This is a genomic window from Ancylobacter sp. TS-1 (genome assembly GCF_009223885.1).
Lineage (GTDB): Bacteria > Pseudomonadota > Alphaproteobacteria > Rhizobiales > Xanthobacteraceae > Ancylobacter.
On record NZ_CP045144.1, the window covers coordinates 765,003 to 788,388 of the forward strand.

General features: G+C 69.5%; 26 protein-coding genes and 1 pseudogene. 21 read left to right on the plus strand and 6 right to left on the minus strand.

The features are described 5' to 3' along the window. Positions 1 to 3: 3 nt before the first annotated feature. On the minus strand, positions 4 to 1,347 hold the full coding sequence (locus GBB76_RS03670; RefSeq protein WP_152302030.1) for a branched-chain amino acid ABC transporter permease: 1,344 nt from the start codon (positions 1,345 to 1,347) through the stop codon (positions 4 to 6). 19 nt (positions 1,348 to 1,366) lie between these two features. Continuing rightward, complete coding sequence (gene hemB, locus GBB76_RS03675; RefSeq protein ID WP_152302031.1) at positions 1,367 to 2,428, minus strand: porphobilinogen synthase; 1,062 nt, start codon at positions 2,426 to 2,428, stop codon at positions 1,367 to 1,369. Between the two features lie 216 nt (positions 2,429 to 2,644). On the opposite strand from hemB, the gene GBB76_RS03680 reads away from it, so the two are divergent. The 4 genes from GBB76_RS03680 to ldtR all read left to right on the plus strand — a co-directional run bounded on the left by GBB76_RS03680 (position 2,645) and on the right by ldtR (position 5,144). Next, on the plus strand, positions 2,645 to 2,956 hold the full coding sequence (locus tag GBB76_RS03680; RefSeq protein WP_152302032.1) for an antibiotic biosynthesis monooxygenase: 312 nt from the start codon (positions 2,645 to 2,647) through the stop codon (positions 2,954 to 2,956). Between the two features lie 16 nt (positions 2,957 to 2,972). Then, complete coding sequence (locus GBB76_RS03685) at positions 2,973 to 4,034, plus strand: enoyl-CoA hydratase/isomerase family protein (protein WP_152302033.1); 1,062 nt, start codon at positions 2,973 to 2,975, stop codon at positions 4,032 to 4,034. A 25-nt stretch (positions 4,035 to 4,059) separates the two neighbouring features. Then, entirely contained in the window at positions 4,060 to 4,491 is a 432-nt protein-coding gene (locus GBB76_RS03690; protein WP_152302034.1) for a DUF6163 family protein, read from the plus strand. Between the two features lie 131 nt (positions 4,492 to 4,622). Further along, positions 4,623 to 5,144: a transcriptional regulator LdtR gene (ldtR, locus tag GBB76_RS03695; RefSeq protein ID WP_152302035.1), complete on the plus strand. Its 522-nt coding sequence runs from the start codon at positions 4,623 to 4,625 to the stop codon at positions 5,142 to 5,144. A gap of 13 nt (positions 5,145 to 5,157) precedes the next feature. Here ldtR and GBB76_RS03700 read toward each other — a convergent pair whose 3' ends face one another. Next, positions 5,158 to 6,186, minus strand: coding sequence for a histone deacetylase family protein (locus GBB76_RS03700; RefSeq protein ID WP_152302036.1), 1,029 nt, complete (start codon positions 6,184 to 6,186; stop codon positions 5,158 to 5,160). A gap of 230 nt (positions 6,187 to 6,416) precedes the next feature. Here GBB76_RS03700 and glyA point away from each other — a divergent pair, with 230 nt between their 5' ends. From glyA to GBB76_RS03745, 9 genes are all read left to right on the plus strand, one after another. Next, positions 6,417 to 7,715: a serine hydroxymethyltransferase gene (gene glyA / locus GBB76_RS03705; RefSeq protein ID WP_152302037.1), complete on the plus strand. Its 1,299-nt coding sequence runs from the start codon at positions 6,417 to 6,419 to the stop codon at positions 7,713 to 7,715. A gap of 8 nt (positions 7,716 to 7,723) precedes the next feature. Continuing rightward, positions 7,724 to 8,248, plus strand: a complete 525-nt coding sequence (gene nrdR, locus GBB76_RS03710; protein WP_246669028.1) for a transcriptional regulator NrdR — start codon at positions 7,724 to 7,726, stop codon at positions 8,246 to 8,248. Between the two features lie 32 nt (positions 8,249 to 8,280). Further along, entirely contained in the window at positions 8,281 to 9,393 is a 1,113-nt protein-coding gene (gene ribD / locus GBB76_RS03715; protein ID WP_152302038.1) for a bifunctional diaminohydroxyphosphoribosylaminopyrimidine deaminase/5-amino-6-(5-phosphoribosylamino)uracil reductase RibD, read from the plus strand. Further along, complete coding sequence (locus GBB76_RS03720; protein ID WP_152302039.1) at positions 9,394 to 9,984, plus strand: riboflavin synthase; 591 nt, start codon at positions 9,394 to 9,396, stop codon at positions 9,982 to 9,984. Between the two features lie 43 nt (positions 9,985 to 10,027). Next, on the plus strand, positions 10,028 to 10,522 hold the full coding sequence (ribH, locus tag GBB76_RS03725; RefSeq protein WP_152302040.1) for a 6,7-dimethyl-8-ribityllumazine synthase: 495 nt from the start codon (positions 10,028 to 10,030) through the stop codon (positions 10,520 to 10,522). Positions 10,523 to 10,528: 6 nt separating this feature from the next. Further along, on the plus strand, positions 10,529 to 11,008 hold the full coding sequence (gene nusB / locus GBB76_RS03730; protein WP_152302041.1) for a transcription antitermination factor NusB: 480 nt from the start codon (positions 10,529 to 10,531) through the stop codon (positions 11,006 to 11,008). An 8-nt stretch (positions 11,009 to 11,016) separates the two neighbouring features. After that, positions 11,017 to 12,012 (plus strand): thiamine-phosphate kinase, encoded by a 996-nt coding sequence (gene thiL, locus GBB76_RS03735; protein WP_152302042.1) that lies wholly within the window; start codon positions 11,017 to 11,019, stop codon positions 12,010 to 12,012. A gap of 105 nt (positions 12,013 to 12,117) precedes the next feature. Next, a complete protein-coding gene (locus GBB76_RS03740; RefSeq protein WP_152302043.1) occupies positions 12,118 to 12,885 on the plus strand; it encodes an ABC transporter substrate-binding protein in 768 nt (255 codons plus the stop codon). Between the two features lie 58 nt (positions 12,886 to 12,943). Continuing rightward, positions 12,944 to 14,182 carry an FAD-binding oxidoreductase gene (locus GBB76_RS03745; protein WP_152302044.1) on the plus strand — a complete coding sequence of 413 codons (1,239 nt, stop codon included), beginning with the start codon at positions 12,944 to 12,946 and terminating at the stop codon, positions 14,180 to 14,182. A gap of 7 nt (positions 14,183 to 14,189) precedes the next feature. On the opposite strand, the gene GBB76_RS03750 is transcribed toward GBB76_RS03745, so the two are convergent. Further along, on the minus strand, positions 14,190 to 14,729 hold the full coding sequence (locus GBB76_RS03750; RefSeq protein WP_152302045.1) for an outer membrane protein assembly factor BamE: 540 nt from the start codon (positions 14,727 to 14,729) through the stop codon (positions 14,190 to 14,192). Positions 14,730 to 14,944: 215 nt separating this feature from the next. On the opposite strand from GBB76_RS03750, the gene GBB76_RS03755 reads away from it, so the two are divergent. The 6 genes and pseudogenes from GBB76_RS03755 to GBB76_RS18810 all read left to right on the plus strand — a co-directional run. Next, positions 14,945 to 15,508, plus strand: coding sequence for a ubiquinol-cytochrome C chaperone family protein (locus GBB76_RS03755; RefSeq protein WP_152302046.1), 564 nt, complete (start codon positions 14,945 to 14,947; stop codon positions 15,506 to 15,508). Beyond that, positions 15,505 to 16,038, plus strand: coding sequence for a DUF177 domain-containing protein (locus GBB76_RS03760; RefSeq protein WP_152302047.1), 534 nt, complete (start codon positions 15,505 to 15,507; stop codon positions 16,036 to 16,038). The genes GBB76_RS03755 and GBB76_RS03760 overlap by 4 nt, the downstream gene beginning before the upstream one ends. A 120-nt stretch (positions 16,039 to 16,158) precedes the next feature. After that, positions 16,159 to 17,238 (plus strand): phosphate acyltransferase PlsX, encoded by a 1,080-nt coding sequence (gene plsX / locus GBB76_RS03765; RefSeq protein WP_152302048.1) that lies wholly within the window; start codon positions 16,159 to 16,161, stop codon positions 17,236 to 17,238. Next, on the plus strand, positions 17,235 to 18,206 hold the full coding sequence (locus tag GBB76_RS03770; RefSeq protein ID WP_152302049.1) for a beta-ketoacyl-ACP synthase III: 972 nt from the start codon (positions 17,235 to 17,237) through the stop codon (positions 18,204 to 18,206). Before plsX ends, GBB76_RS03770 begins: the two co-directional genes overlap by 4 nt. Before the next feature lie 99 nt (positions 18,207 to 18,305). After that, positions 18,306 to 18,611 carry an integration host factor subunit alpha gene (locus GBB76_RS03775; protein WP_152302050.1) on the plus strand — a complete coding sequence of 102 codons (306 nt, stop codon included), beginning with the start codon at positions 18,306 to 18,308 and terminating at the stop codon, positions 18,609 to 18,611. Positions 18,612 to 18,634: 23 nt separating this feature from the next. After that, a pseudogene (locus GBB76_RS18810) lies at positions 18,635 to 18,875 on the plus strand (MerR family transcriptional regulator); the annotation flags it as partial. 850 nt (positions 18,876 to 19,725) lie between these two features. Here GBB76_RS18810 and GBB76_RS03785 read toward each other — a convergent pair. Beyond that, positions 19,726 to 20,148, minus strand: coding sequence for a septal ring lytic transglycosylase RlpA family protein (locus tag GBB76_RS03785; protein WP_152302052.1), 423 nt, complete (start codon positions 20,146 to 20,148; stop codon positions 19,726 to 19,728). A 342-nt stretch (positions 20,149 to 20,490) separates the two neighbouring features. On the opposite strand from GBB76_RS03785, the gene GBB76_RS03790 reads away from it, so the two are divergent. After that, entirely contained in the window at positions 20,491 to 22,035 is a 1,545-nt protein-coding gene (locus tag GBB76_RS03790; RefSeq protein WP_152302053.1) for an aldehyde dehydrogenase family protein, read from the plus strand. On the opposite strand, the gene GBB76_RS03795 is transcribed toward GBB76_RS03790, so the two are convergent. Next, a complete protein-coding gene (locus GBB76_RS03795; protein ID WP_371717079.1) occupies positions 22,008 to 22,691 on the minus strand; it encodes a nitroreductase in 684 nt (227 codons plus the stop codon). The two genes, GBB76_RS03790 and GBB76_RS03795, sit on opposite strands and share 28 nt — an antisense overlap. 149 nt (positions 22,692 to 22,840) lie before the next feature. Between GBB76_RS03795 and GBB76_RS03800 the strand changes: the two genes are divergently transcribed. Further along, entirely contained in the window at positions 22,841 to 23,368 is a 528-nt protein-coding gene (locus tag GBB76_RS03800; protein ID WP_152302054.1) for a GNAT family acetyltransferase, read from the plus strand. Positions 23,369 to 23,386: the final 18 nt, after the last annotated feature.

Sequence of the window (23,386 nt, forward strand, 5' to 3'; positions counted from 1 at the left end):
CACTCAGAATTCTCGCGGCGTCGGCGCCGCACGATTGAGGAGCCCGCCCGGCCGCAACACGAGGAAGCCGGCGAGCAGGGAATAGATCACCACGTCGCGATACGCGATATCGAAGGCCGTGGACCACACGATTTCGACGCCGGCGACAAGAGCCGCGCCGAGAAAAGCGCCCGGCACCGAGCCAATGCCGCCAATAATAGCCGAAATCAAGGCTTTGAGCGTAATTGCCAGCCCGTCGCCCGGCGCGATCGTACCATAGGCTATCACGACGCAGGCGCCCGCGAGCCCGGCACAGGCTCCGGCGAGGGCAAAGGTGCCGCCCACCAGAAGCGGAACCCGCACGCCGAGCAGCGCCGCCATCTTCGGATCGTCGGCATAGGCGCGCCAGGAGCGCCCGTAGGAGGTGAAGCGGACCAGCCCGAGCAGGACCGACAGGCCGGTCAGCGCCAGCCCGGCGGCGAGAAACTGCGCCGGGGTCGCCGTCGCCACGAAGCCGTCCTGTCCGGCGATGTAGAGCGGACGGTTGAGCAGGGCGGGCAGCCAGTTCTCGCGGAACGGCGCGGTCAGGCGCAGCGTTTCCGCCAGCACGAGGGCGACGGCGACGGTGGCAATCAGAACCGGCTGCGCCGAGCGCGACTGCTCGGCGATCGGCACGAACACGACGCGTCCCACCACCCAGCTCAGCAGGGCCGCCGCGCCGATGCCCAGCATCACCGCGAGCCCCAGCGTGCCGGGCCCGAGCCGTCCCCCCGCGCTGAAAGCGCCGACGGCGACCAGCATAAAGGCGCCGCCCGCCACCGCGATCTCGCCAAAGGCGAGGTTGATGCGCCCATACAGGCCGTGGACGAGGGCGAAGCCGGTGGCGATGAGCCCGTAGATGCCGGCCAGCACCAGCCCGCCGAGCGCCTGCTGAAGCCAGTAGGCGCTACGGGGGCCGAGCCGGAACAGCGGCGGGCGGGCCGCTTCGGTGGCCTCCGGCAGCCACCAGCGATTGAGGATGTAGAGCTTCACCTCGCCAAGCGGGCCGCGGTCGGTATCGACGGCCACGATCTCGAAGCGTCCGGCGCCGGTGCGCGCGGCGAAACGGCAGGCCAGCCAGTGCGGACCGCTGCCGAGCGGGCCTCGCGTGCGGTAGCTGTAGTGGAGCGTGTTGTCGGCGCCGGGCACCGGGCGCAGCACCGTCTCGGTGATCTCGGTGTCTTCGTCATGCAGGGCTGGTGCGACGGCGCGGCACAGCCGCGCCTGATCCGCATCGATGACCGAGCCGCAGCCGGGTAGCAGCAGCAGGACGAAGACGAGGAACGGCGCGAGGCGGCGTGAGAGGGGAACCGGCGCTCCTGCGGGCATGGGCGCGCCCGGCGGCCGCTCAGGCCTCCCGCGCGAGCTTTTCGGCGACGCGTGGGGCGAAATAGGTCAGCACGCCGTCGGCGCCCGCCCGCTTGAACGCCATCAGGCTTTCCATCATCGCCTTCTCGCCGTCCAGCCAGCCGTTGCGGGCGGCGGCCTCGATCATCGCGTACTCGCCGGAGACCTGATAGGCGAAGGTCGGCAGGCCGAAGGTCTCCTTCAGCCGATAGACGATGTCGAGATAGGGAAGGCCCGGCTTCACCATCAGCATGTCCGCGCCCTCCTCGATGTCGAGCGCAGCCTCGCGCAGCGCTTCGATGCCGTTGGCCGGGTCCATCTGGTAGGTGCGCTTGTCGCCCTTGAGGCAGCCGGACGAGCCGACCGCGTCGCGGAACGGACCGTAGAAGGCCGAGGCGTATTTGGCGCTGTAGGCGAGGATCTGCGCGTCGAGATGGCCGCTCGCGTCGAGCGCGCGGCGGATGGCGCCGACGCGCCCGTCCATCATGTCGGACGGGGCGATGACGTCGGCGCCGGCATCGGCCTGCACCAGCGACTGCTCGACCAGCACGGCGACGGTCTCGTCGTTGAGGATGCGGCCCTCGGTGTCCAGCAGCCCGTCATGACCATGGCTGGTGTAGGGGTCGAGCGCGACGTCGGTAATGAGGCCGATCTCGGGCACCGCGTCCTTGATCGCCCGCAGCGCGCGGCAGACGAGATTGTCGCGGTTGAGCGCCTCGCGCCCGTCGACGGTGCGCAGCGAAGGGTCGGTATAGGGGAACAAAGCGAGGGCCGGAATGCCCAGACGCGCCGCCCGCTCCGCCTCGCGCACCGCCTCGTCGACGGTCAGGCGCTCGACGCCGGGCATGGAGCCGACCGGCGTGCGGGTGGCCTCGCCGTCCATGACGAAGATCGGCCAGATCAGGTCGGAGACGGTGAGCGTGTTCTCGCGCAGCAGCTGGCGCGCCCATTCGGACTTTCGGTTGCGCCGGGGGCGCTGAACCAGATCGAGCTTCGACGACAGGTCCGGCCGGCCGGCGGGCTCGGGATGGACAGGGCGCGGACGGGCGAAGGGAATGGTCATGGGCACGCTCGCAAGAGGCCGGGACGGCCACGAGGGATTTCAGATGCGGGATTCTGATGCGGCACTTTCGAATGTTTATAGCTTCATATGCCCGCGAGCGCGACCCGTTGAGCCGGGTGATTGCGTAGATGCCCGACAACGGGTCGCGGGGCATGTTGACGCGGCGCTGCCGGAATCCATCCTCTGCGGCGGACGCCAGCTTCGGAGTGACCGGTCATGATCGCCGTCATCAACGTCTTCACCGTCGAGCCCGCCAATCAGTCACGGCTGCTCGACATCCTGAGCGCCGCGACGGAAGGCACCGTTGACCGCGCGAAGGGTTTTCGCGGGGCGACGCTCCATCGCAGCCTTGACGGCACCCGCGTCACCATGCGGGCGGAATGGGCGAGCCTCGACGATTACGAGGCGATGCGCCGCGATCCGGCACCTTTGCGCTATTTCGAGGAAGCCCTCTCCATCGCCAAATTCGATCCCGGCCTGTACGAAGTTGTCCGGCGCTTCGAGCCTCGGCAGGACGGAGCGCGATGAGGCGCAGGGAGCAAGCGTGAGCAGCGATATCGGTATCCGCTTCGAGGAGCGCGGGGCGCTCGGCATCGTGACGCTGGACCGCCCCCGCGCGCTCAACGCGCTCGACCACGCCATGGTGCTGGCGATGCGCGAAGCCCTCGATGGCTGGCTCGACAATCCGCGCATCGCGCAGGTGGTGCTGCGTTCGGCGCATGAGCGCGCCTTCTGCGTCGGCGGCGACGTGCGGGCCATGGCGGCGCTGGGCCGTGCCGGCCGCAAGGAGGAGGCCCGCCAGTACTGGCGGGACGAATACGCCCTCGACCACCTGATCTCGCGCTATCCCAAGCCCTTCGTCTCGCTGGTCGACGGCCTGTGCTTCGGCGGCGGCTTCGGCCTCACCGGCCACAGCCGCTACCGCGTCGCCGGCGAGGGCCTCGGCTTCGCCATGCCGGAGGTCGCCATCGGCCTGTTTCCCGATGTCGGCGGCACCTTCGTGCTGCCGCGCCTGCCGGGCTGGAGTGGCACGTGGCTGGCGATGACCGGCGCGCGCATCGGCATGTCGGACGCGGTGGCGCTCGGGCTCTACACCCATCACGTGCCGGTGGCGCGGTGGCCCGGGCTGCTCGCGGCGCTGGCCGGGGGCGAGCCGGCGGATGCGGCGCTCGCCCGCCTGGCTATGCGCCCGCCGGCGCCGGCGCTCCAGTCGCTCTATCCGGACATCGACCGCATCTTCGCCGGCGGATCGGTCGACGCCATCGTCATCGCGCTGGAGAAAGTTGGGGCGAGCGAGGGGCCGGCGGCGGAGTTCGCCCGTGGCCAGCTCGACACCATCCGGCGCGCCTCGCCGACCAGCGTGCACATCGCCTTCCAGCAGATGCAGCGCGGCCTCGGGGCCGATCTCGCCGGCTGCCTCGGGCTGGAATTCCGGCTCGTCACGCGCCTCCTCGACCAGAACGATTTCTACGAGGGCGTGCGGGCGCTGCTCGTCGACAAGGACCAGAAGCCGGCCTGGCGCCCGGCGCGGCTGGAAGACGTCGACCCCGTCGCCATCGCCGCCCTGTTCGACGAACCGCTTCCCGACGAATTGCTGCTTGCCTGAGCGCGTTTTGCGGTATGGAAGCGGCATGAGTTCGCCTTACGATCCCATCGACGCCACGCTCGGCCCGGCCGGCGCGCAACTGCCGCTCTGGCAGGTGCGGGTTCTCCTCTACCTGCGCTGCCTCGCCGGCTTCCTGATGGTGAAGACCGTCTACAGCTGGACGCTGATCTGCGGCGTGTGGGACGGCGATACCAGCCGCTTCGAGATGCTCTCCACGGCTGCGCAGGCGGCCGTGATCTGGGCCGCGATCATGAATCCGGTGGCGGCGGTCGGCCTCTGGCTCGGTGCCTCCTGGGGCGTGGTGCTGTGGCTGGTCACGGCCATGGTGCAGATCCTCATCAACGCCTCGGCGCCGGAAGGCGTCGGCCGGCTGATGATCGTCGCCGCCATCGAAACGGTGCTGGTCGCCGGCTACGCCTTCCTCACCTTCAAGGCGGCGCGCGAGAGCGAGGGCTGATTCATCTTTCGTTAAGCCATTGCGGTGACGAAGGATTCAGCCTGTCGCTTAAACCGATCTTAGCGGCACCCGCCCACACTCCCGGTCAATCAGAGGGACGCAATCCCCCATTCGAGACCGGGGTGTGAACGATGTTTGCAGGTCAGGCCACCAAGGTCGTGGCGTTTGCCGAAGAACAGGACGAGGGTCGCAGCGAGCTGCTGCCGCTGTACCGCGAGGCGGTGACGCTGGTGGAGCGCCTGCACCGGCGCCTGCTCGACGTGGTGAAGGACGAGTTCGACCGGCGTGGGCGCGACGACGTCAACGCCGTGCAGGCGCTGCTGCTGTTCAATATCGGCGATTCCGAGCTGACGGCGGCCGAGCTGCGCACGCGCGGCTATTATCTCGGCGCCAACGTCTCCTACAATCTGAAGAAGCTGGTCGATACCGGCTATCTCGACCACCGGCGCTCGCGCATCGACCGCCGCTCGGTGCGCATCCGGCTCACCGAAAAGGGCGAGGAAGTGCGTGAGATCGTGGAGTCGCTCCACGCCAAGCACATCGCCACCATCGAGCAGATCGGCGGCATCGGCCCGAAGGAGTTCCAGCTGCTCAACCGAGCGCTGAACCGGCTGGAACGCTTCTGGACCGACCAGATCCTGTATCGGCTGTGAGCCGCCCGCCGCCTCAGCCCTGCGCGTAGCCTTCCAGCACGTTCGCGACGTTGACGCCGATGGCCTCGACGGCGTAGCCGCCCTCCATGACGAACAGCGTCGGCTTGCCGAGCCCGGCGATGCGCTGGCCGATCTTCAGATAGTCCGGGCTGTCCAGTTTGAACTGGGAAATCGGGTCGTCCTTGTAGGTGTCGACGCCCAGCGAGACGATGACGACATCGGCGCCATAGGCCGCGATGCGGTCGCAGGCCGCGTCCAGCGCGGCGCCCCAGCCGGAATAGTCGGCGCCCCAGCGCAGCGGAAAATTGGCGTTGAAGCCCTCGCCGGCGCCGGCGCCGGTCTCGTCGGCGAAGCCGAGGAAATAGGGGAACTCCTGCAACGGGTCCGCGTGGATGTTGCACACCAGCACGTCCGGGCGGTCGTAGAAGATCGCCTGCGTGCCGTTGCCGTGGTGATAGTCGACGTCGAGCACGGCCACGCGCGCCGCCCCGCGATCGCGGAAGGACTGCGCCGCCACGGCGGCGTTGTTGACGAAGCAGTAGCCGCCCATCGTCGCCTGATGCGCGTGATGGCCAGGGGGGCGGCACAGGGCGAAGGCGGAAGCCTCGCCGCCGGCGACCAGATCGACGCCGGTCAGCGCGATGTCGGCGCCCGCCTGCACCGCGTCCCAGGTACCCGCGACGATGCAGCAGCCGGCGTCGAAGGAGAAATGCCCCAGCTTGCCGTCGATGTTCTCCGGCTCGACATAGCGCATCCCCGGCGCCCCCCAGAAGCTCGGCAGGGCAGGGAAGTCGCGGCCGTCCTCGGTCCACAGCGCCCAGGCCTGCGACAGGAAGCGGATATAGTCCGCGTCGTGCACCTTCAGGATCGGGGCGAGCCCATGCGCGGCTGGCTCGATCAGCGGGCCGAAAGAACGTTCGCCGATCGCCTTGAGGATCATCGCCACCCGCTCCGGCTTCTCGAAGGCCGGCACGACCTGTCCGTTCATGAGCTCGACATGGCCGGAATGGCCGAGATGGCGCGGCGAGTGGATGATCTTCATGGGGGAATCCGGAAACGCGTGGAGGAGGCCGTGACGATAGGCGAGCCTCCCGGCCTCTGTCATCCATCCGTGTCGCCGGGCTCACCACCCGCTGCCGCCTCGGTGCAAGGCTACCCTGCGCCCGGCATGCTTTGAAACAGCCCGGGTGCTGTGCTAAGCGACCCGCCTCGATTTCGCGGCCGGCACGAGGTCGGCCCGGAGGCGTCGCCACCGCCCAGGGAGGCTGGTCCATGTCGTCCGAAGCTCACGCTTCTTCCACCAATCGCTTCTTCTCCGCCACGCTCGCCGAGACCGATCCCGAGCTCGCCGGCGCGATCACCGCTGAGCTCGGCCGCCAGCGCGACGAGATCGAGCTGATCGCCTCGGAGAACATCGTCTCGCGCGCCGTGCTGGAGGCGCAGGGCTCGGTCCTCACCAACAAATATGCCGAGGGCTATCCGGGCCGGCGCTATTATGGCGGCTGCCAGTATGTGGACGTTGCCGAGCAGCTCGCCATCGACCGCGCCAAGCAGCTCTTCGGCGCCAGCTTCGCCAATGTGCAGGCCCATTCGGGCGCGCAGGCGAACACGGCGGTGTTCTTCGCGCTGATGCAGCCGGGCGATACCTTCCTCGGCCTCAACCTCGCCGCCGGCGGTCATCTGACCCATGGCGCGCCAGTCAGCCTGTCGGGCAAGTGGTTCAAGCCGGTGCCCTACAATGTGCGCCGCGACGACCAGCGCATCGACTATGAAGAGGTGGCCAAGCTCGCCGACGAGCACAAGCCGAAGGTCATCGTGGCCGGCGGCTCGGCCTATCCGCGCCACATCGACTTCGCCAGGTTCCGCGCCATTGCCGATTCGGTCGGCGCGAAGCTGATGGTCGACATGGCCCATTTCGCCGGCCTCGTGGCGGGTGGCGTGCACCCCAATCCGGTGCCTCACGCCCATGTCGTGACCTCGACCACCCACAAGACCCTGCGCGGCCCGCGCGGCGGCCTGATCCTGACCAATGACGAGGAACTGTCGAAGAAGATCAATTCGGCGATCTTCCCCGGCATCCAGGGCGGCCCGCTGATGCACGTCATCGCCGCGAAGGCGGTCGCTTTCGGCGAGGCGCTTCAGCCGGAGTTCAAGGTCTACGCGAAGAACGTCGTGGAAAACGCGAAGGCGCTTGCGGAAAACCTCAAGGGCCACGGCTTCGAGATCGTCTCCGGCGGCACCGACACGCACCTGATGCTGGTCGATCTGCGGCCGAAGAAGCTCACCGGCAAGGTCTCCGAGATCGCGCTCGGCCGTGCCCACATCACCACCAACAAGAACGGCATCCCGTTCGATCCCGAGAAGCCCTTCGTCACCTCGGGCGTGCGCCTCGGCACGCCGGCGGGCACCACGCGCGGCTTCGGCGTCGCCGAATTCCAGCAGATCGGCGATATGATCGCGGAAGTGCTCGACGTGCTCTCGCAGAAGGGCACGGAGGAGGATAGCCTCGTCGAGGCGGCGGTGCGCGGCAAGGTCGCCGCGCTTCTGGCCCGCTACCCGATCTACGGCTGAGGAAGACGATGCGCTGTCCCTATTGCGGAAGCCTCGACACGCAGGTCAAGGATTCCCGTCCGACGGAGGACAGCGCCGCCATACGCCGCCGCCGCATCTGTCCCGATTGCGGCGGCCGCTTCACCACCTTCGAGCGTGTGCAGCTTCGCGAGTTGACGGTGCTCAAGCGTTCGGGCCGGCGGGTACCGTTCGACCGCGACAAGCTCGCCCGCTCCATCGAGGTAGCGCTGAGGAAGCGCCCCGTCGATCCGGAGCGGGTCGAGCGCCTCGTGTCGGGCCTCGTGCGCCGGCTGGAAAGCATGGGCGAGAGCGAGATCACGTCCGAGACGATCGGCGAGCGGGTGATGGAGAGCCTCAAGCAGCTCGACGACATCGCCTATGTCCGCTTCGCCTCGGTCTACCGCAATTTCCGTGAGGCCAAGGATTTCGAGGCCGTGCTCGGCGAGTTGGAACCACGTCCGACGGACGGGGTAGGCGAGGGCGAGGGGGCAAAGCTCCTGCGTCCGGCCGGCGCCACCGGGCCCGACGAATGATGCCGCCGCTCCCGGCGGCGCCAGTGACAGCCATGACGTGCAAATCCCGAGATGAAGCCCTGATGGCGGCCGCGCTCAGCGTCGGCAGCCGCGAACTCGGCCATACCTGGCCCAACCCCGCCGTCGGCGCGCTCGTGGTACGCGAGACGCCGCAGGGTCCGCTCGTGCTGGGGCGCGGCTGGACGGCGAGGGGCGGGCGCCCGCACGCCGAGCCGCAGGCGCTCGCCCAGGCCGGCGAGGCCGCGCGCGGCGCCACGCTCTACGTGACGCTGGAGCCCTGTTCGCATCACGGCCAGACCCCGCCCTGCGTCGACGCCGTGCGCGCCGCCGGCATCGAGCGTGTGGTCGCCGCCATCGAGGACCCCGACTTCCGCGTCGCCGGCCGGGGTTTCTCGATCCTGCGCGAGGCCGGCATCCGGGTGGAGGTCGGCACGGGCGCCGCCGCCGCGCGCCTCGCCCACGCCGGCCACATCCGCCGCGTCACCGAGGGGCGTCCGCAGGTGATGCTGAAGCTCGCGGTTTCGGCCGACGGCAAGGTCGGGCTGGCCGGCCGCCGGCCGACGGCCATCACCGGCGAAACGGCGCGCGGGCGCGTCCACATGATGCGCGCCACCCACGACGCCGTGCTCACCGGCATCGGAACGGTGCTCGCCGACGACCCGCAGCTGACCTGCCGGCTTCCCGGCATGCTGGACCGCTCGCCGCTGCGCGTGGTGCTCGACGCCGCGCTGCGCCTGCCGCCGACCAGCGCGCTCGCCCGCAGCCTGGCCTTCGCCCCGCTCTGGGTGGTGGCAGCCGAGGACGCGCCCGATGCGCCCGAGACGATGCTCACCGCCATGGGCATCGAGGTGATGCGGGTGCGGCGCCGCCCGGATGGGGCGCTGGACCTCAATGAGACGCTGAAGCTGCTGGCGCTGCGCGGTATCACCCGGCTCATGGTGGAGGCCGGCCCGCGCATCGCGGCCGCGTTCCTGCGCGAGCGGCTGGTCGACGAGGCGAACGTTTTCCGGGCGCCGCTCGTGCTCGGCGCCGGGGCGCTCGACGCGCTGGAGGGACTGCCGCTTTCGACTCTGGATGACTATCTGGTCGATGCAGGGACCGAAGCGTACGGCTCCGACAGCCTGCGCATCATGAGGCGTCGCTAAATGTTCACCGGCATCGTCACCGACATCGGCACAGTCCGCACCGTCGCGCCGCGCAACGACGTGCGGCGGCTGACCATCGCCAGCCGCTACGACACGTCCGGCATCGAACTCGGCGCCTCCATCGCCTGCGCGGGCGTGTGCCTGACCGTGGTGGCGACGCAGTCCGACGCTTTCGAGGTCGAGGCGGCGCCGGAGACGCTGGCGGTGACGACGGCGAGCGGCTGGACCGAGGGCCGGCGGCTCAATCTGGAGCGCGCGCTGAAGATCGGCGACGAGCTCGGCGGCCACATCGTGCAGGGCCATGCCGACGGCATTGCCCGCGTGATCGCCCGCGAGGATCTCGGCGAGACCACGCGCTTCACCTTCGAGGCGCCGGCCGATCTCGCCCGCTTCATCGCCACCAAGGGCTCGATCACGCTCGACGGCACCTCGCTGACCGTCAACACGGTGGACGGCCCGCGCTTCACCTGCCTGCTCATTCCCCATACGCTGACCCACACGACCTGGGGTGACGTTCAGGCCGGCGACGCTGTCAATATCGAAGTCGACATGATGGCCCGCTATGCTGCGCGGCTTGCGGAGTTCCGTTGACGCCTGTACGTCGTCGACCCGACCAGTTTCATGAGGTTCATCCATGGCGAGCCCCCGCCCGCCGCGCGCATCCGATGCCGCCGCTGCCATCCCGCTGACCGGGGCCCGCGTCCTCATCGTCGAGGCGCGCTTCTATGACGACATCGCCGACGAACTGCTCGCCGGCGCCCGCGCCGCCGTCGCGGCAGCCGGCGCAACGGCGGACATCGTGACCGTGCCCGGCGCGCTGGAGATCCCGGCCGCTATCGTCGTCGCGCTCGACGACGCCGAGGCCGCCGGCACGCCCTATGACGCCGTGGTGGCGCTCGGCTGCGTGGTGCGCGGCGAGACCTATCATTTCGAGATCGTGGCGGGCGAATCCTCGCGCGCGCTGATGGACCTCTCGGTCGCCCGCAAGCTGGCGTTGGGCAACGGCATCCTCACCGTCGAGACGGACGAGCAGGCCTGGGTGCGCGCCCGCGTTTCCGACGGCAACAAGGGCGGCGGCGCGGTCGAGGCGGCGTTCGCGGTGCTGCGCCTCAAGCGCCGGGCAGGGTAGGCCATCATGACGACCGCCAAACCCGTGAATCACAAGCCGGTGCGCAAAAGCGCGGCGCGGCTCAACGCCGTTCAGGCGCTCTACCAGATGGACCTCGCGGCGACGCCGCTGACCGAGATTCTCGCCCAGTTCGAGAGCCACTGGATCGGCCAGGAGATCGAGGGCGAGGAGATCGCCGGCGCCGACGTCAACCTGTTCCGCGACATCGTGGGCGGCGTGGTGCGCGAGCAGCGCAGCATCGACCCCGTGCTCGACGCCTCGCTGGTGAACGGCTGGCCCCTCAAGCGCATCGAGGCGGTGCTGCGGGCGGTGCTGCGCGCCGGCGCCTATGAGCTTGCCGAGCGCCGCGACGTCCCGGCGCGGGTCGTGGTGGCCGAATATGTGAACGTCGCCGCCGCCTTCCTCGACCGCGAGGAGACCGGAATGGTCAATGCCGTGCTCGACGGGATCGCGCGCGAGCAGCGCCCGGCCGAGTTCACCGGCTAGGGGGCTCCATGGCGGCGGGCGGTTCAGGCGAAGACAAGCTGATCGCCCGGTTGTTCGGGTCGGTGGCGACCCATCCCGGCGCGCTCGGCCTGAAGGACGACGCCGCGCTGCTGGCGGTGCCGGCCGGCCACGAACTGGTTCTCACCAAGGACGCGCTGGTCGCCGGCGTGCATTTCTTCCCCGAGGATCCGCCGGCCTCCATCGCGCGCAAGGCGATGCGGGTGAACCTCTCCGACCTTGCCGCCAAAGGGGCCGATCCGCTCGGCGTGCTGCTGGCCTTCGCCATCCCGCCCGACATGGACGCGGCGGCGCTGGAAGCCTTCGCCGGCGGCATTGGCGGCGACGCGGCGCTCTATGGCGCGCCGCTGCTCGGGGGCGACACCGTCCGCACGCCCGGTCCCTTCACCGTCTCCATCACCGCCCTCGGTGCCGTGCCGGCCGGCCAGATGGTCCGCCGCGCCACGGCCCGCCCCGGCGAGGCCATCGTGGTCAGCGGCACCATCGGCGACGGCGCTCTCGGCCTTGCCCTGCGGCTCGATCCGGATCGCCCGGGCTTCGCCGGCCTCGACGCCGCGCTTCTCGATCATCTGAAGGACCGCTACCTGCATCCGCGCCCGCGGCTGGCGCTGGCCCGCCCGATGCGGGGCCGCGCCAGCGCCGCGATGGACATTTCCGACGGGCTGGTGGGCGATCTCGCGAAACTGCTGGCCGCCTCCGGCATCGCCGGCGAGATCGCGGCCGACCGGGTGCCGCTGAGCGCGGCGGCACGGGCCGCCATCCGGGCCGAGCCCGCCTTGCTGGAGGTCGCGCTGACCGGCGGCGACGATTACGAGATTCTCGCGGTCATGCCCGACGATGAGCTGGGCGCCTTCAACACCTTCGCCACGGCGGCCGGCATCGGTGTGACGGTGATCGGGCGCACCGGCTCCGGGGAGGGGCTCGTCGTGCGCGATGGCACCGGCGCGCCGATGGCGTTCCCGCGAGGCAGCTTCAGCCACTTCTGACAAGCCCCGCAAAGGTTGGTCGATTCCCCGATTGCCTGCGCCCGCTGCCCGACCTAGCCTCAGGGCAGGATCCGGAGAACCCGGACCGCTATCGGGAACAGTCACATGAAAATCGCCAAGATTCTGCTGGCCGCCGCTGCCGTGCTCGCCGTCGGCGCCGGTGCCGCGCAGGCCGAGATCAAGAAGATCCGCATCGGCACCGAAGGCGCCTATCCGCCCTTCAACTCGGTCGACTCGTCCGGCAAGCTGGTCGGCTTCGACATCGAGATCGGCGAGGCGCTGTGCGCCAAGATGAAGGCCGAATGCACCTTCGTCGCGCAGGACTGGGACGGCATCATCCCGGCGCTGCTCGCCAAGAAGTACGACGTGATCCTCGCCTCCATGTCGATCACCGACGAGCGCAAGGAGAAGGTGTCCTTCACCATCCCGTACTACCTGACCCCGGGCAGCTTCATCGCCCCGAAGGACACCAAGCTGACCGCCATCACGCCCGAGGCGCTGAAGGGCAAGACCATCGGCGCCCAGTCCTCGACCACCGGCGCGACCTATCTCGAGGACAAGTACAAGGGTTCCGACATCAAGCTCTACCCGACCCAGGACGAGGCCAATGCCGACCTCGCCGCCGGCCGCCTCGACGCGGTGCTGGCCGACAAGTTCGTGCTGTACGAATGGCTGGAGAAGTCGACGGACGGCAAGTGCTGCAAGTTCATCGGCGCCGACCTCGCCGACGTGAACCCTGACGGCACCGGCATCGCGGTCCGCAAGGACGACAACGAACTGCGCGAGGCGCTGAACAAGGCGATCAAGGAGATCCAGGCGGACGGTACCTACGCGAAGATCAACGCCAAGTACTTCCCCTTCCCGATCAACTGATACGATCCGGCGGCGGGGGCCACGCCTCCGCCGTCCTCCCTCCCGGAAAGCGCGCTCCATGAAGACCGACACGATCGTGCTCGGTGCCGGCATCGTCGGCACCTGCATCGCCCTGAATCTCGCGCAGCGGGGCCGTTCGGTGGTCCTCGTCGACCGCCGGGGACCCGGCGAGGAGACCTCCTACGGCAATGCCGGGCTGGTCGAGAGGGCGTCGATCTACCCGGTCGCCTTCCCGCGCCAGCTTTCCGCGCTGATCGACGTCGCGCTCGGTCGCAATCCGGCCGCCAACTATCACTGGAACGCGCTGCCGCGCCTGCTGCCGTGGATGTATGCCTATTGGCGGTCCTCGGCGCCCGACCGCATCCTGGCTTATGCGCGCTCCATCGAGACGCTGCTCGCGCGCAGCATCGAGGAGCACGACCGCCTCGCCCGGGCGAGCGCCGCGCAGCATTTTTTCCGCGAGGGCGGCTGGCTCAAGCTCTACCGCACCGAGGCAGGGCTGGCCAATGAGCGTCGCGAATTTCCTCTGGCGCGCCAGTATGGCCTCTCCGCCCGCGAGATCGGCGTCGACGAGGCGCTCGACATGGAGCCCTCGCTGCGCCCGGTGTTCCGCGGCGCGGTGATCTGGTCCGATCCGCATTCGGTGTCGAGCCCCGGCGGCGTGACGCAGGCCTATGCGGCGCAGTTCGGTGCTCTCGGCGGGCAGGTGCGCCGGGGCGACGCGCGCACCCTCGCCCGGCTCGGCTCGGGCTGGGCGGTCAATACCGAGGAAGGCAGCGTCGAGGCGCCCGAGGTCGTGGTGGCGCTCGGCCCGTGGGCGATGGACGTGCTGCGTCCCTTCGGCGTGCGGCTGCCGCTGGAGGTCAAGCGCGGCTATCACATGCACTATCATGCCGAAGGCGGCGCCAGCCTCTCGCGTCCGGTACTGGACGAGGAGGGCGGCTATGTCATCACACCGATGGTCGGCGGCATCCGCCTGACCACGGGCGTCGAGTTCGCCCGGCGCGATGCGCCCAAGACCCCGGTGCAGCTCGACAAGACGGAGGTGCTGGCGCGGGGCCTGTTTCCGCTGGGGCCGCGCGCCGAGCCCGAGCCGTGGCTCGGCTGCCGGCCGGCCTTCCCGGATATGCTGCCCGCCATTGGCAGGGCGCCGGGACAGAAGGGGATGTGGCTCGCCATCGGCCACCAGCATCTCGGCTTCACGCTCGGCCCGATCACCGGGCGGCTGCTCGCCGAGATGATGAGCGGCGAGGCGCCCTGCGCCGATCCCGCCCCGTTCTCGCCGGAGCGGTTCTGAGACGCGATCAGATGCCCGGCGTGAACGTGGTGGCGTCGAAGATCTGGCCGAGGAGCGAGACTTCCTGACCGCCGGTCGGCGTGCTGCGGCTGATGAAGTCGAACACCTTGCCGTCCTTCAGCCCGTAGTCCGCGACGCGCGTCACCCGCTTGTCCTTGGGATCGAAATAGACCGCGACGACGCGCTGGTCGATGATCTCCGGCCGCAGGAACATGACCTTCTTGGCCTTCTGCGAAATGTAATAGAACACCTCGCCGTCCACCGTGGCGACGGTGGAGGGGGTGCCGAGCACCAGCAGCACCTGCTCCTGGCTCGACCCGACCGGGATCTGTTCGAGCGCGCCCTCGGCCACCACATAGCCGCGCTGCTGCTCGGAAACGAAGTTGGTGGGCTGGCGCGGAAGCCCAAGGGCCGATGTCGCCACGGGCAGATTGTCCGAGGAACAGGCAGGCAGGCCGAGCGCCGCCACACCGGCGGTCGCCAGGGCTGCAAGGCGGGCGAGCCGGGTGCGGGAAGCCCCCTTGTGCGTCACGCGCGTCGATGCCATTCACTCAACTCCAGACCTTATTCGCCGTCGGGACGCAGGGTCCCGCGCGGCGCCATTTGGCAGAAAGCACAGGGCGGGTCCCCAAGGCAACCCGCCGGGACGCGTCGCGGCGGCGTGATCGTGCCGGGGTTGCCAGCGTCACCCGTCCGCGCTACCCCGCGCAACACCGCATCCGCCACAGCGGGGCGGGGGCGTGAACGCGGCAGGAGCCGTCCATGATTCTGCGTTTCTTCCGTCGGGATGACGGAGGCGAGACCATTCAGCGGCTCTATGGCGCGATCGTGGCGCGATCGCGCGATCCGGTATTCTATCTCGATTACAAGGTTCCCGACAGCGTCGAGGGTCGCTTCGAGATGATCCTCGTGCACGCCTTCCTGCTGTTCCACCGGCTCAGGGGCGAAAGCGAGGAGCACCGCCAGCTCGGCCAGCGCGTCTTCGACGTGTTCTGCACCGACATGGACGCCAATCTGCGCGAGATGGGCGTGGGCGACCTCACCGTGCCGAAGAAGATGAAGCGGGTGACGGAATCCTTCTATGGCCGCGTGAGCGTCTATGAGGGCCCCGTCGATGCCGGCGACACCGGCGCCCTCGCCGAAGCCGTTCTGCGCAACGTCTACGGTTCGGATTCCGAGCGGACCCTTCAGGCGGCGGCGCTTGCGGCGTATATGATCAAGGCGGCCGACGCGCTGAAGGCGACGCCCTACGACACTTTCGCCGACGGCCAGTTCCCGCTGCCCGAGCCGGCGCAGATCAGCTTCACGGAGACCACCCCGTCATGACGGACGCATCGCCCCTTGCCCGTCCCGTTCTCGTGGCAAGCCTGCCCGACGACGGGCTCACCCTGAAATTCGCCCCCGACGCGCCCGCGCGCGCCGCGCTTGCCGAGGATTTCGGCATTCCCGGCATTCCCTCACTGACGGCGGAGGTGAAGCTCAAGCCCGAGCGCGCCGGGCGGGTCCGCGTGACCGGGCATCTCGATGCGGTGGTGACGCAGACCTGCGTCGTCTCGCTGGAGAATTTCGACACCCGCGTGTCGGAAGACATCGACATGCGCTTCGCGCCGGAGTCGCAGATTCCCCCGGTCCGCCCCGGCGCCGAGATCGACGTGACCGAGCTTGACCTGCCGGACCCGCTGATCGACGGCACGATCGACGTCGGCGCGGTGGTGGCGGAGTTCCTCGCCCTCGGCCTCGATCCCCATCCGCGCAAGCCCGGCGCGGCCTTCGCCGGCCCGGCCGAGCCCGCGCCGGAGGAAGCCTCGCCCTTCGCCACGCTGGCGCGGTTGCACAAGGACGACGGCACCAATTAGGGCCCCGCGAGCGGCAAAAACGCACGACGCTATTGTCATGGCCCCGCATCTGGGGCATGCCGTCTGCGCCGCTCCGGCATTCAGCCGCCGCCCCCACGACCAACGAGACCACGCCGCGAGATGACCTCGACCGTCCGAATAGCGCTCGATGTCATGGGCGGCGACCACGGGCCCGGCGTCGTTCTGCCCGGCGCGGAGATCGCCCTGACGCGGCACCCGGATATCAGCTTCCTGCTGTTCGGCGATTCCGCCCGCATCAACGAGATACTGGCCCGCCATCCGCGCCTCGCCGCCGCCAGCCGCGTCATCCACACCGATGTCGTCGTGCAGATGGAGGACAAGCCGAGCCAGGCGCTGCGCCGTGGCCGCCGGGTGTCTTCCATGTGGCGGGCGATCGACGCGGTGCGCCTCGGCGAGGCCGATTGCGCCGTCTCCGCCGGCAATACCGGCGCGCTGATGGCCATGGCGAAGGTCAATCTCAAGACCATGGCCGGCATCAGCCGTCCCGCCATCGCCTGCCTGTGGCCGACCATGCGCGGCGAGAGCGTGGTGCTCGACGTCGGCGCCTCCATCGGCGCTTCCGCCCAGCATCTCGTCGACATGGCGGTGATGGGCGCGGCCATGGCGCGCATCGTCTTCGACATAGAGCGCCCGACCGTCGGCCTGCTCAATGTCGGCGTCGAGGAGATCAAGGGCGTCGAGGAGGTCAAGGAGGCCGCCATCGCGCTGCGCGAGTCGAACCATCCGGGCCTCGCCTATAAGGGGTTCGTCGAGGGCGACGACATCGGGCGCGGCACGGTCGACGTGGTGGTGACGGAGGGCTTCTCCGGCAATATCGCGCTCAAGACCGCCGAAGGCACCGCCAAGCAGGTCGCCGAGTTCCTGCGCGGCGCCATCCAGCGCAGTTTTCTCGCCCGGATCGGCTATGTGCTGGCCCGCGGCGCCTTCAACGCGCTGCGCGAGAAGCTCGATCCGCGCAAGTCGAATGGCGGCGTGTTCCTCGGCCTCAATGGCGTCGTCATCAAGAGTCATGGCGGAACCGACGCCGAGGGCTTCGCCTCGGCGGTCGATATCGGCTACGACATGGTGCGCTACGAACTGCTGTCCCGCATCGAGGCGGGAATGAATGATCGTCCGCAGGTCGGCGCCCGCGCCGGCGCGGATGCCACGGTTTCAGACGAGTTACAGGTTTCATCGTGAGTGCAATCCGTTCCGTTGTGCGCGGGGTCGGCTCCTATCTGCCGGCCCGCTGTCTGACCAATGCCGACCTCGCGCAGATGGTCGACACCTCGGACGAATGGATTGTCCAGCGCACGGGCATCCGCACCCGCCACATCGCCGCCGAGGGGGAGGTGACGTCGGATCTCGCGCTCGCCGCGGCCCGGGCGGCACTCGCCGATGCCGGCCTTGAGGCGGCCGACATCGACCTGATCGTGCTGGCGACCTCCACGCCCGACAACACCTTCCCGGCGACGGCGGTGAGCGTGCAGGCGGGCCTCGGCATCACCCACGGCGCCGCCTTCGACCTGCAGGCGGTGTGCTCGGGCTTCGTCTACGCGCTGGCCACGGCCGACAATTTCCTGAAGTCCGGCAGCTACCGCCGCTGCCTCGTCATCGGGGCGGAGACCTTCTCGCGCATCCTCGACTGGTCGGACCGCACGACCTGCGTGCTGTTCGGCGACGGTGCCGGCGCGATGGTGCTGGAGGCCGTGCGCGACGAGGCGGAGGGGCGCGGCGTGCTCACCACCCATCTGCGCTCGGACGGCCGCTTCAAGAACAAGCTGTTCGTCGATGGCGGCGTGTCCTCCACCCGCAGCGTCGGCTATCTCCGCATGGAGGGCCGCGAGGTGTTCCGCCATGCCGTCGGCATGATCACCGACGTCATCGTCGATGCCTTCGAGACCACGGGCGAGAACGCCGAGACGATCGACTGGTTCGTGCCGCATCAGGCGAACCGGCGCATCATCGACGCCAGCGCGGTCAAGCTTGGCATCGCGCCCGAGAAGGTCGTGATCACCGTCGACCAGCATGGCAACACTTCGGCGGCATCCATCCCGCTCGCACTGGCGGCCGCCCATGCCGACGGACGCATCAAGCGGGGCGATCTGGTGCTGCTGGAGGCAATGGGCGGGGGCTTCACCTGGGGTTCAGCGCTGGTTCGCTGGTAATCGGCGTATCGGGCGCGACGCACCGTTGACCGGCGACGGCGACGGCGCCTAGTTTCAACGTTCGACAACAACGGTTTCGACGGAACGGGGAAGACGACAATGGCCGGTCGTACCATTACGCGCGCCGATCTGTGCGAGGCGGTTTACCAGCGCGTCGGGCTCTCGCGCACCGAGTCGGCGGCTCTCGTCGAGACGGTGCTGACCGAGATCGCCGACTGCGTGGCGCGCGGCGAGACCGTGAAGCTGTCCTCCTTCGGCTCCTTCGTCGTCCGCCAGAAGGGCGAGCGCGTCGGCCGCAACCCGAAGACCGGCGAGGAGGTGCCGATCGCGCCCCGCCGCGTCATGGTGTTCAAGCCGTCCAACATCCTCAAACAGCAGATCAACGCCGCCGCGCCCGAATCGTGAGTGTCCGACAGGAGCAGCCGAGCGTGGAGAAGGGGCCCGACGCCTTCCGCACGATCAGCGAGGTCGCGGAGGATCTCGACCTGCCGCAGCACGTGCTGCGCTTCTGGGAAACGCGCTTTCCACAGATCCGCCCGCTCAAGCGCGGCGGCGGACGGCGCTATTACCGCCCGGACGATGTCGAGCTGCTGCGCGGCATCCGCCATCTCCTCTACGGGGAAGGCTACACGATCCGCGGCGTGCAGCGCATCCTGAAGGACGAAGGCCCGCGCTATGTCCAGGCCATCTGGCGCGACGCCGAGGCGGAAGCCGAGCAGATCGCCGAGCTCGACGCGCGCGAGGAGCGTGCCGTGCGCGCCGCGACGGTCGATGCCGGGCATCCCGGACGCGACCGTGCCGAGGAACCGCCGCGTGCGGGCCCGCTGAGCGGCATTCTGAACCTTCTGCCGATGCGCCAGCGCGAGCCGGCGGAGGAGCCGCCCGCGCGCCGTGCCAAGCGCCGGCCGGAGGCCGATCCCGATCTGCTGGAACTGCCGCTGCTGCCGGACCTGGCGCCGCAGGTGCGCCCGCCGCGCGTCGAGCCGCCGCTGGGCCGGGCCGAGGCGACGCCGCGCCCGATGGCGCCGCTGCCGCCCGTGGCGCCGGAAGGCGAGGGCGGCCGGTTCGCGCCGGCGCCGTCGACGCCTTCCTATCCCGACGCTGACGAGGCGGCGGACTTTGAGCCGCGCCCCTTCGATCCGCGCCCGGTGGAACCGCCGGCCGCGGAGACGCGCGCGCCTGAGAGCCGGCCGGCTTTCGCCTTCCGTCCCGTCGCCGTCGAGCCCGTGGTCGACGAGCCCCGTCAGGACATTGATTACGTGCCGGAGCGCCATCGTCCGGCGCAGGCCATGCCGCCGCTGCCGGTTGCCCCGACGCCGGTGACTCAGGCGCCGGCACAGGCACCGCTGCGCGCGGGCGGGGTACAGGAGAACGAGTTCCCCGCCCGGGCGAAGCTGAGCCGCGACGACGTCCAGCGGCTGCAAGCCGCGCTGTACGAGCTTCAGGACTGTCGCCGCATACTCGACGCCGCACGCGACCGGGACGGCTGACGCGTCCGGTCTGGCGTCTTTCTCGGACCTCAGTCGACGACGGCGATGTCGACCCTGGCGACGCCCCGGCTGCGGAAGCCGAGTTCATCGGCGACGGCGGTCGAGACGTCGATGATGCGGCCCTTCACGAAGGGGCCGCGATCGTTGATCCGCACCACCACCGAACGGCCATTGGCCTTGTTCGTGACGCGGACCTTCGTGTTGAAGGGCAGGCTGCGATGCGCGGCCGTCATGGCACTCGCGCTGTGCCGCTCGCCATTCGCCGTGCGGCCACCATACCCGTAATACGACGCCATTCCGGACGTCGATATTTTGCTCTTCTGGTCAGCAAGGGCAGCATTGCCGCCGGTGATAAAGATGATCCCCGCCGCGAACGCCGCGCTGGCGACCCGTCCCGTTCCCCAAGCCGTCAATACCCTCGTCCTTCTCCTGTTGCAGACAGAGTCGTGCATGGAAAGGAATTATGGCCAGGGCATCACGACATTGTGGCTATAGTGGGAAAGGCACATCTATGTCGTGACATGCAGCATAAGAAATATCTGAGGGGATGGCACTCTAGACTTGGCGTTGTCCCCAAGATGAACGCGAGCAATTCAATCGCGCGCGCCAAGCTGTAGCCTGCCTCTTAAGTGCTTGATTTGGCGTGCCGGACGGATCGCTGCGAGAGCGGATAAGCGTTGTTGCGGCAAGCGGCGTGGCCGGTATGTCGGCCGAAAGCCGCGATGGATTTACCGGCCGTCCCGGTGCTATGGGAGCGCCGCGGGCCGGGTTGGTCGTGCGACGAGGAGCGTGACATGGCGACGAAGGAAACGGGCAAGGGTCAGCGGCCGGCCGGCGAGGAAGTGGCGCAGCTCCTGCGTGCCCTCGGCGTACCGGATTCGAGCTGGCGCAACGGCACCCGGACGGTGCGCTCGCCGATCACCGGCGAGGTTATCGGCGAGGTTCCCGAGGCCACCGCCGAGGACGCCACCCGCGCCGTCGGCCGCGCCGTCACCGCCTTCGAGGCGTGGCGCACGGTGCCGGCGCCGCGCCGCGGCGAGCTTGTCCGCCTGCTCGGCGAGGAACTGCGTGCCCACAAGACCGAGCTGGGCCGCCTCGTCACGCTGGAAGCCGGCAAGATCGTCTCCGAGGGTCTCGGCGAAGTGCAGGAGATGATCGATATCTGCGACTTCGCCGTTGGCCTGTCGCGCCAGCTCTACGGCCTTACCATCGCCTCCGAGCGCCCCGGCCACCGGATGATGGAGACGTGGCACCCCATCGGGCCGGTCGGCATCATCACGGCGTTCAACTTCCCCGTGGCGGTCTGGTCGTGGAACGCCGCGCTGGCGCTGGTCGCCGGCGACAGCGTGATCTGGAAGCCGTCGGAGAAGACCCCGCTGACCGCGCTGGCCGTGCAGGCGCTGTTCGAGCGCGCGGCGAGCGCCTTCGGCAGCGCCCCCGAAGGGCTGTCGCAGCTTCTCATCGGCGGCGGCGACATCGGCGCGGTGCTGACCGACGACCCGCGCGTGCCGCTCGTCTCCGCCACCGGCTCGACCCGCATGGGCCGCATCGTCGGCGAGCGCGTCGCGCGCCGCTTCGGCCGGTCCATCCTTGAACTCGGCGGCAACAATGCCGCCATCATCCGCCCCTCGGCCGATCTCGACCTTGCCTTGCGCGGCATCGCCTTCGCCGCCATGGGCACGGCCGGCCAGCGCTGCACCACGCTGCGCCGGCTGATCGTCGATGCGGGCGTCTACGATACGCTGGTCCCGCGCCTCGCCCGGGCCTATGGCTCGGTCGCCATCGGCGATCCGCGCGAAGCCAACACGCTGATCGGCCCGCTCATCGACAAGGCGGCGTATGAGGGCATGCAGGCGGCGCTCGAGGCCGCCCGCGCCACTGGAGCGCGCGTTCATGGCGGCGAGCGCGTCTTCGCGAGCGAGCATCCGGACGCCTATTACGTGCGCCCCGCGTTGGTCGAGATCGACGAGCAGACCGAGATCGTGAAGCGCGAGACCTTCGCGCCGATCCTCTACGTGCTGCGCACCTCCAGCCTCGAAGAGGCCATCGCCCTGCACAATGGCGTGCCGCAGGGCCTGTCCTCGTCGATCTTCACCAACGATCTGCGCGAGGCGGAGGCCTTCCTCTCGGTGGAGGGCTCCGACTGCGGCATTGCCAATGTGAATATCGGCCCCTCGGGTGCCGAGATCGGCGGCGCCTTCGGCGGCGAGAAGGAGACCGGCGGCGGGCGCGAGTCCGGTTCGGATGCGTGGAAGGCCTATATGCGGCGCGCCACCAACACCATCAACTACTCGCGCGCCCTGCCGCTGGCTCAGGGCGTGTCGTTCGATATCGACTGATCGGGCGACCAGACGCTGACCACCGTGTCGAGGGCCGGTCGCGGCCGGTCCTCGTTCACACGCGCCGGCCGGCCGATATGGATGAAACCGGCGACCTTCTCCTGCGGCCCCACGCCCAGCAGGGCGGCCGCCTCGGCATCGCGGCCCGGCCATTTGAGCAGCCATTGGGTGGCGAAGCCGAGCGCGCTGGCGGCGACCGTCAGCGCCATGCCCGCCGCGCCGGCCGAGAGCACCTGATTCCATTCCGGCACCTTTGCTGCGCGGTCCGGACGGCTGACCAGCACCACCGTCACCGGCGCGCGGGACAGGTAGAGCGTCCACATGTCCGCCTTGGCGGCGGGAAGCTCCGGGTTCTGGCGGGCGTAGAGCGCGTCGAGCCGCTCCCCCAGCGTCCGGCGCGCCTCGCCCGCCACGACGATGAAGCGCCAGGGCACCAGCCGGCCGTGATCGGGCACGCGGGCAGCCAGCACCAGCATGGCGTCCAGCTCGTCCGGCGTCGGTCCGGGCTCGACGAGGCCGCGCAGCGGGGCGGAGCGTCGCGCCCCCAGCCGCGCCAGCATGTCGGGCAGGGGCGCGATGTCCTGTGCTGGCCCGGCATCCCCGCCCGGCGCCGGGGCATCCGGGCCGTGCGTGTGGCCTTGGCTGTGATGGTTCACGGCGGCGGTTCCGTTGCTGATCCGGTGCTCCATCATATGGCGCATTCCGTCCCGTCCGGCACCCCCGAAGGCACGGGGCCTTGCCGCCGCCGCGCGCCGCTCTAGCTGGAACGGCATTCCGATAGGGGAACCCGCATGAGCTTTCTCACATGAGCCTTCTCATCCGCGTCGTCTTCGCCATCGCCGCCTGCGCCCTGATGGGCGTGGCTGCCATCCTTCTCGTCTACGCGCCCTATGCGGCGATCCGCGACGCGCTGGCCGGGCAGGACCCGCTGCACGGCTCGCTGCTGTCCGTGGTCGGCTACCTCATCGTCGCCATCGCCCTGTTCGATGTGGCCAAGTATTTCTTCGAGGAGGAAGTGCCGGCGGGCCGCGAGAAGCGCACCGCCGCCGACGCCCGGCGCGGGCTGACCAAGTTCATCTCCACCATCGTCATCGCCATCTTTCTCGAGGCGCTGGTTCTGGTGTTCGAAACCGCGCGGGAAGACATTTCGAATGTGGTCTACGCCGCGCTGCTGCTGGGGGCCGGCTGCCTGACGCTGGTCTCGCTCGGCGTGTTCCAGCGCCTGAGCGCGGCGACCGAGCGGGAGGTCGGCCCCGAGCCCGAGGCGCAGGAAGGTGGAGAGGGCACCGCAGACGATGCCGCCCGGCTTGCATCGCGGCCGGCAAATGGCTAGACAGGCGACGCCTCACGG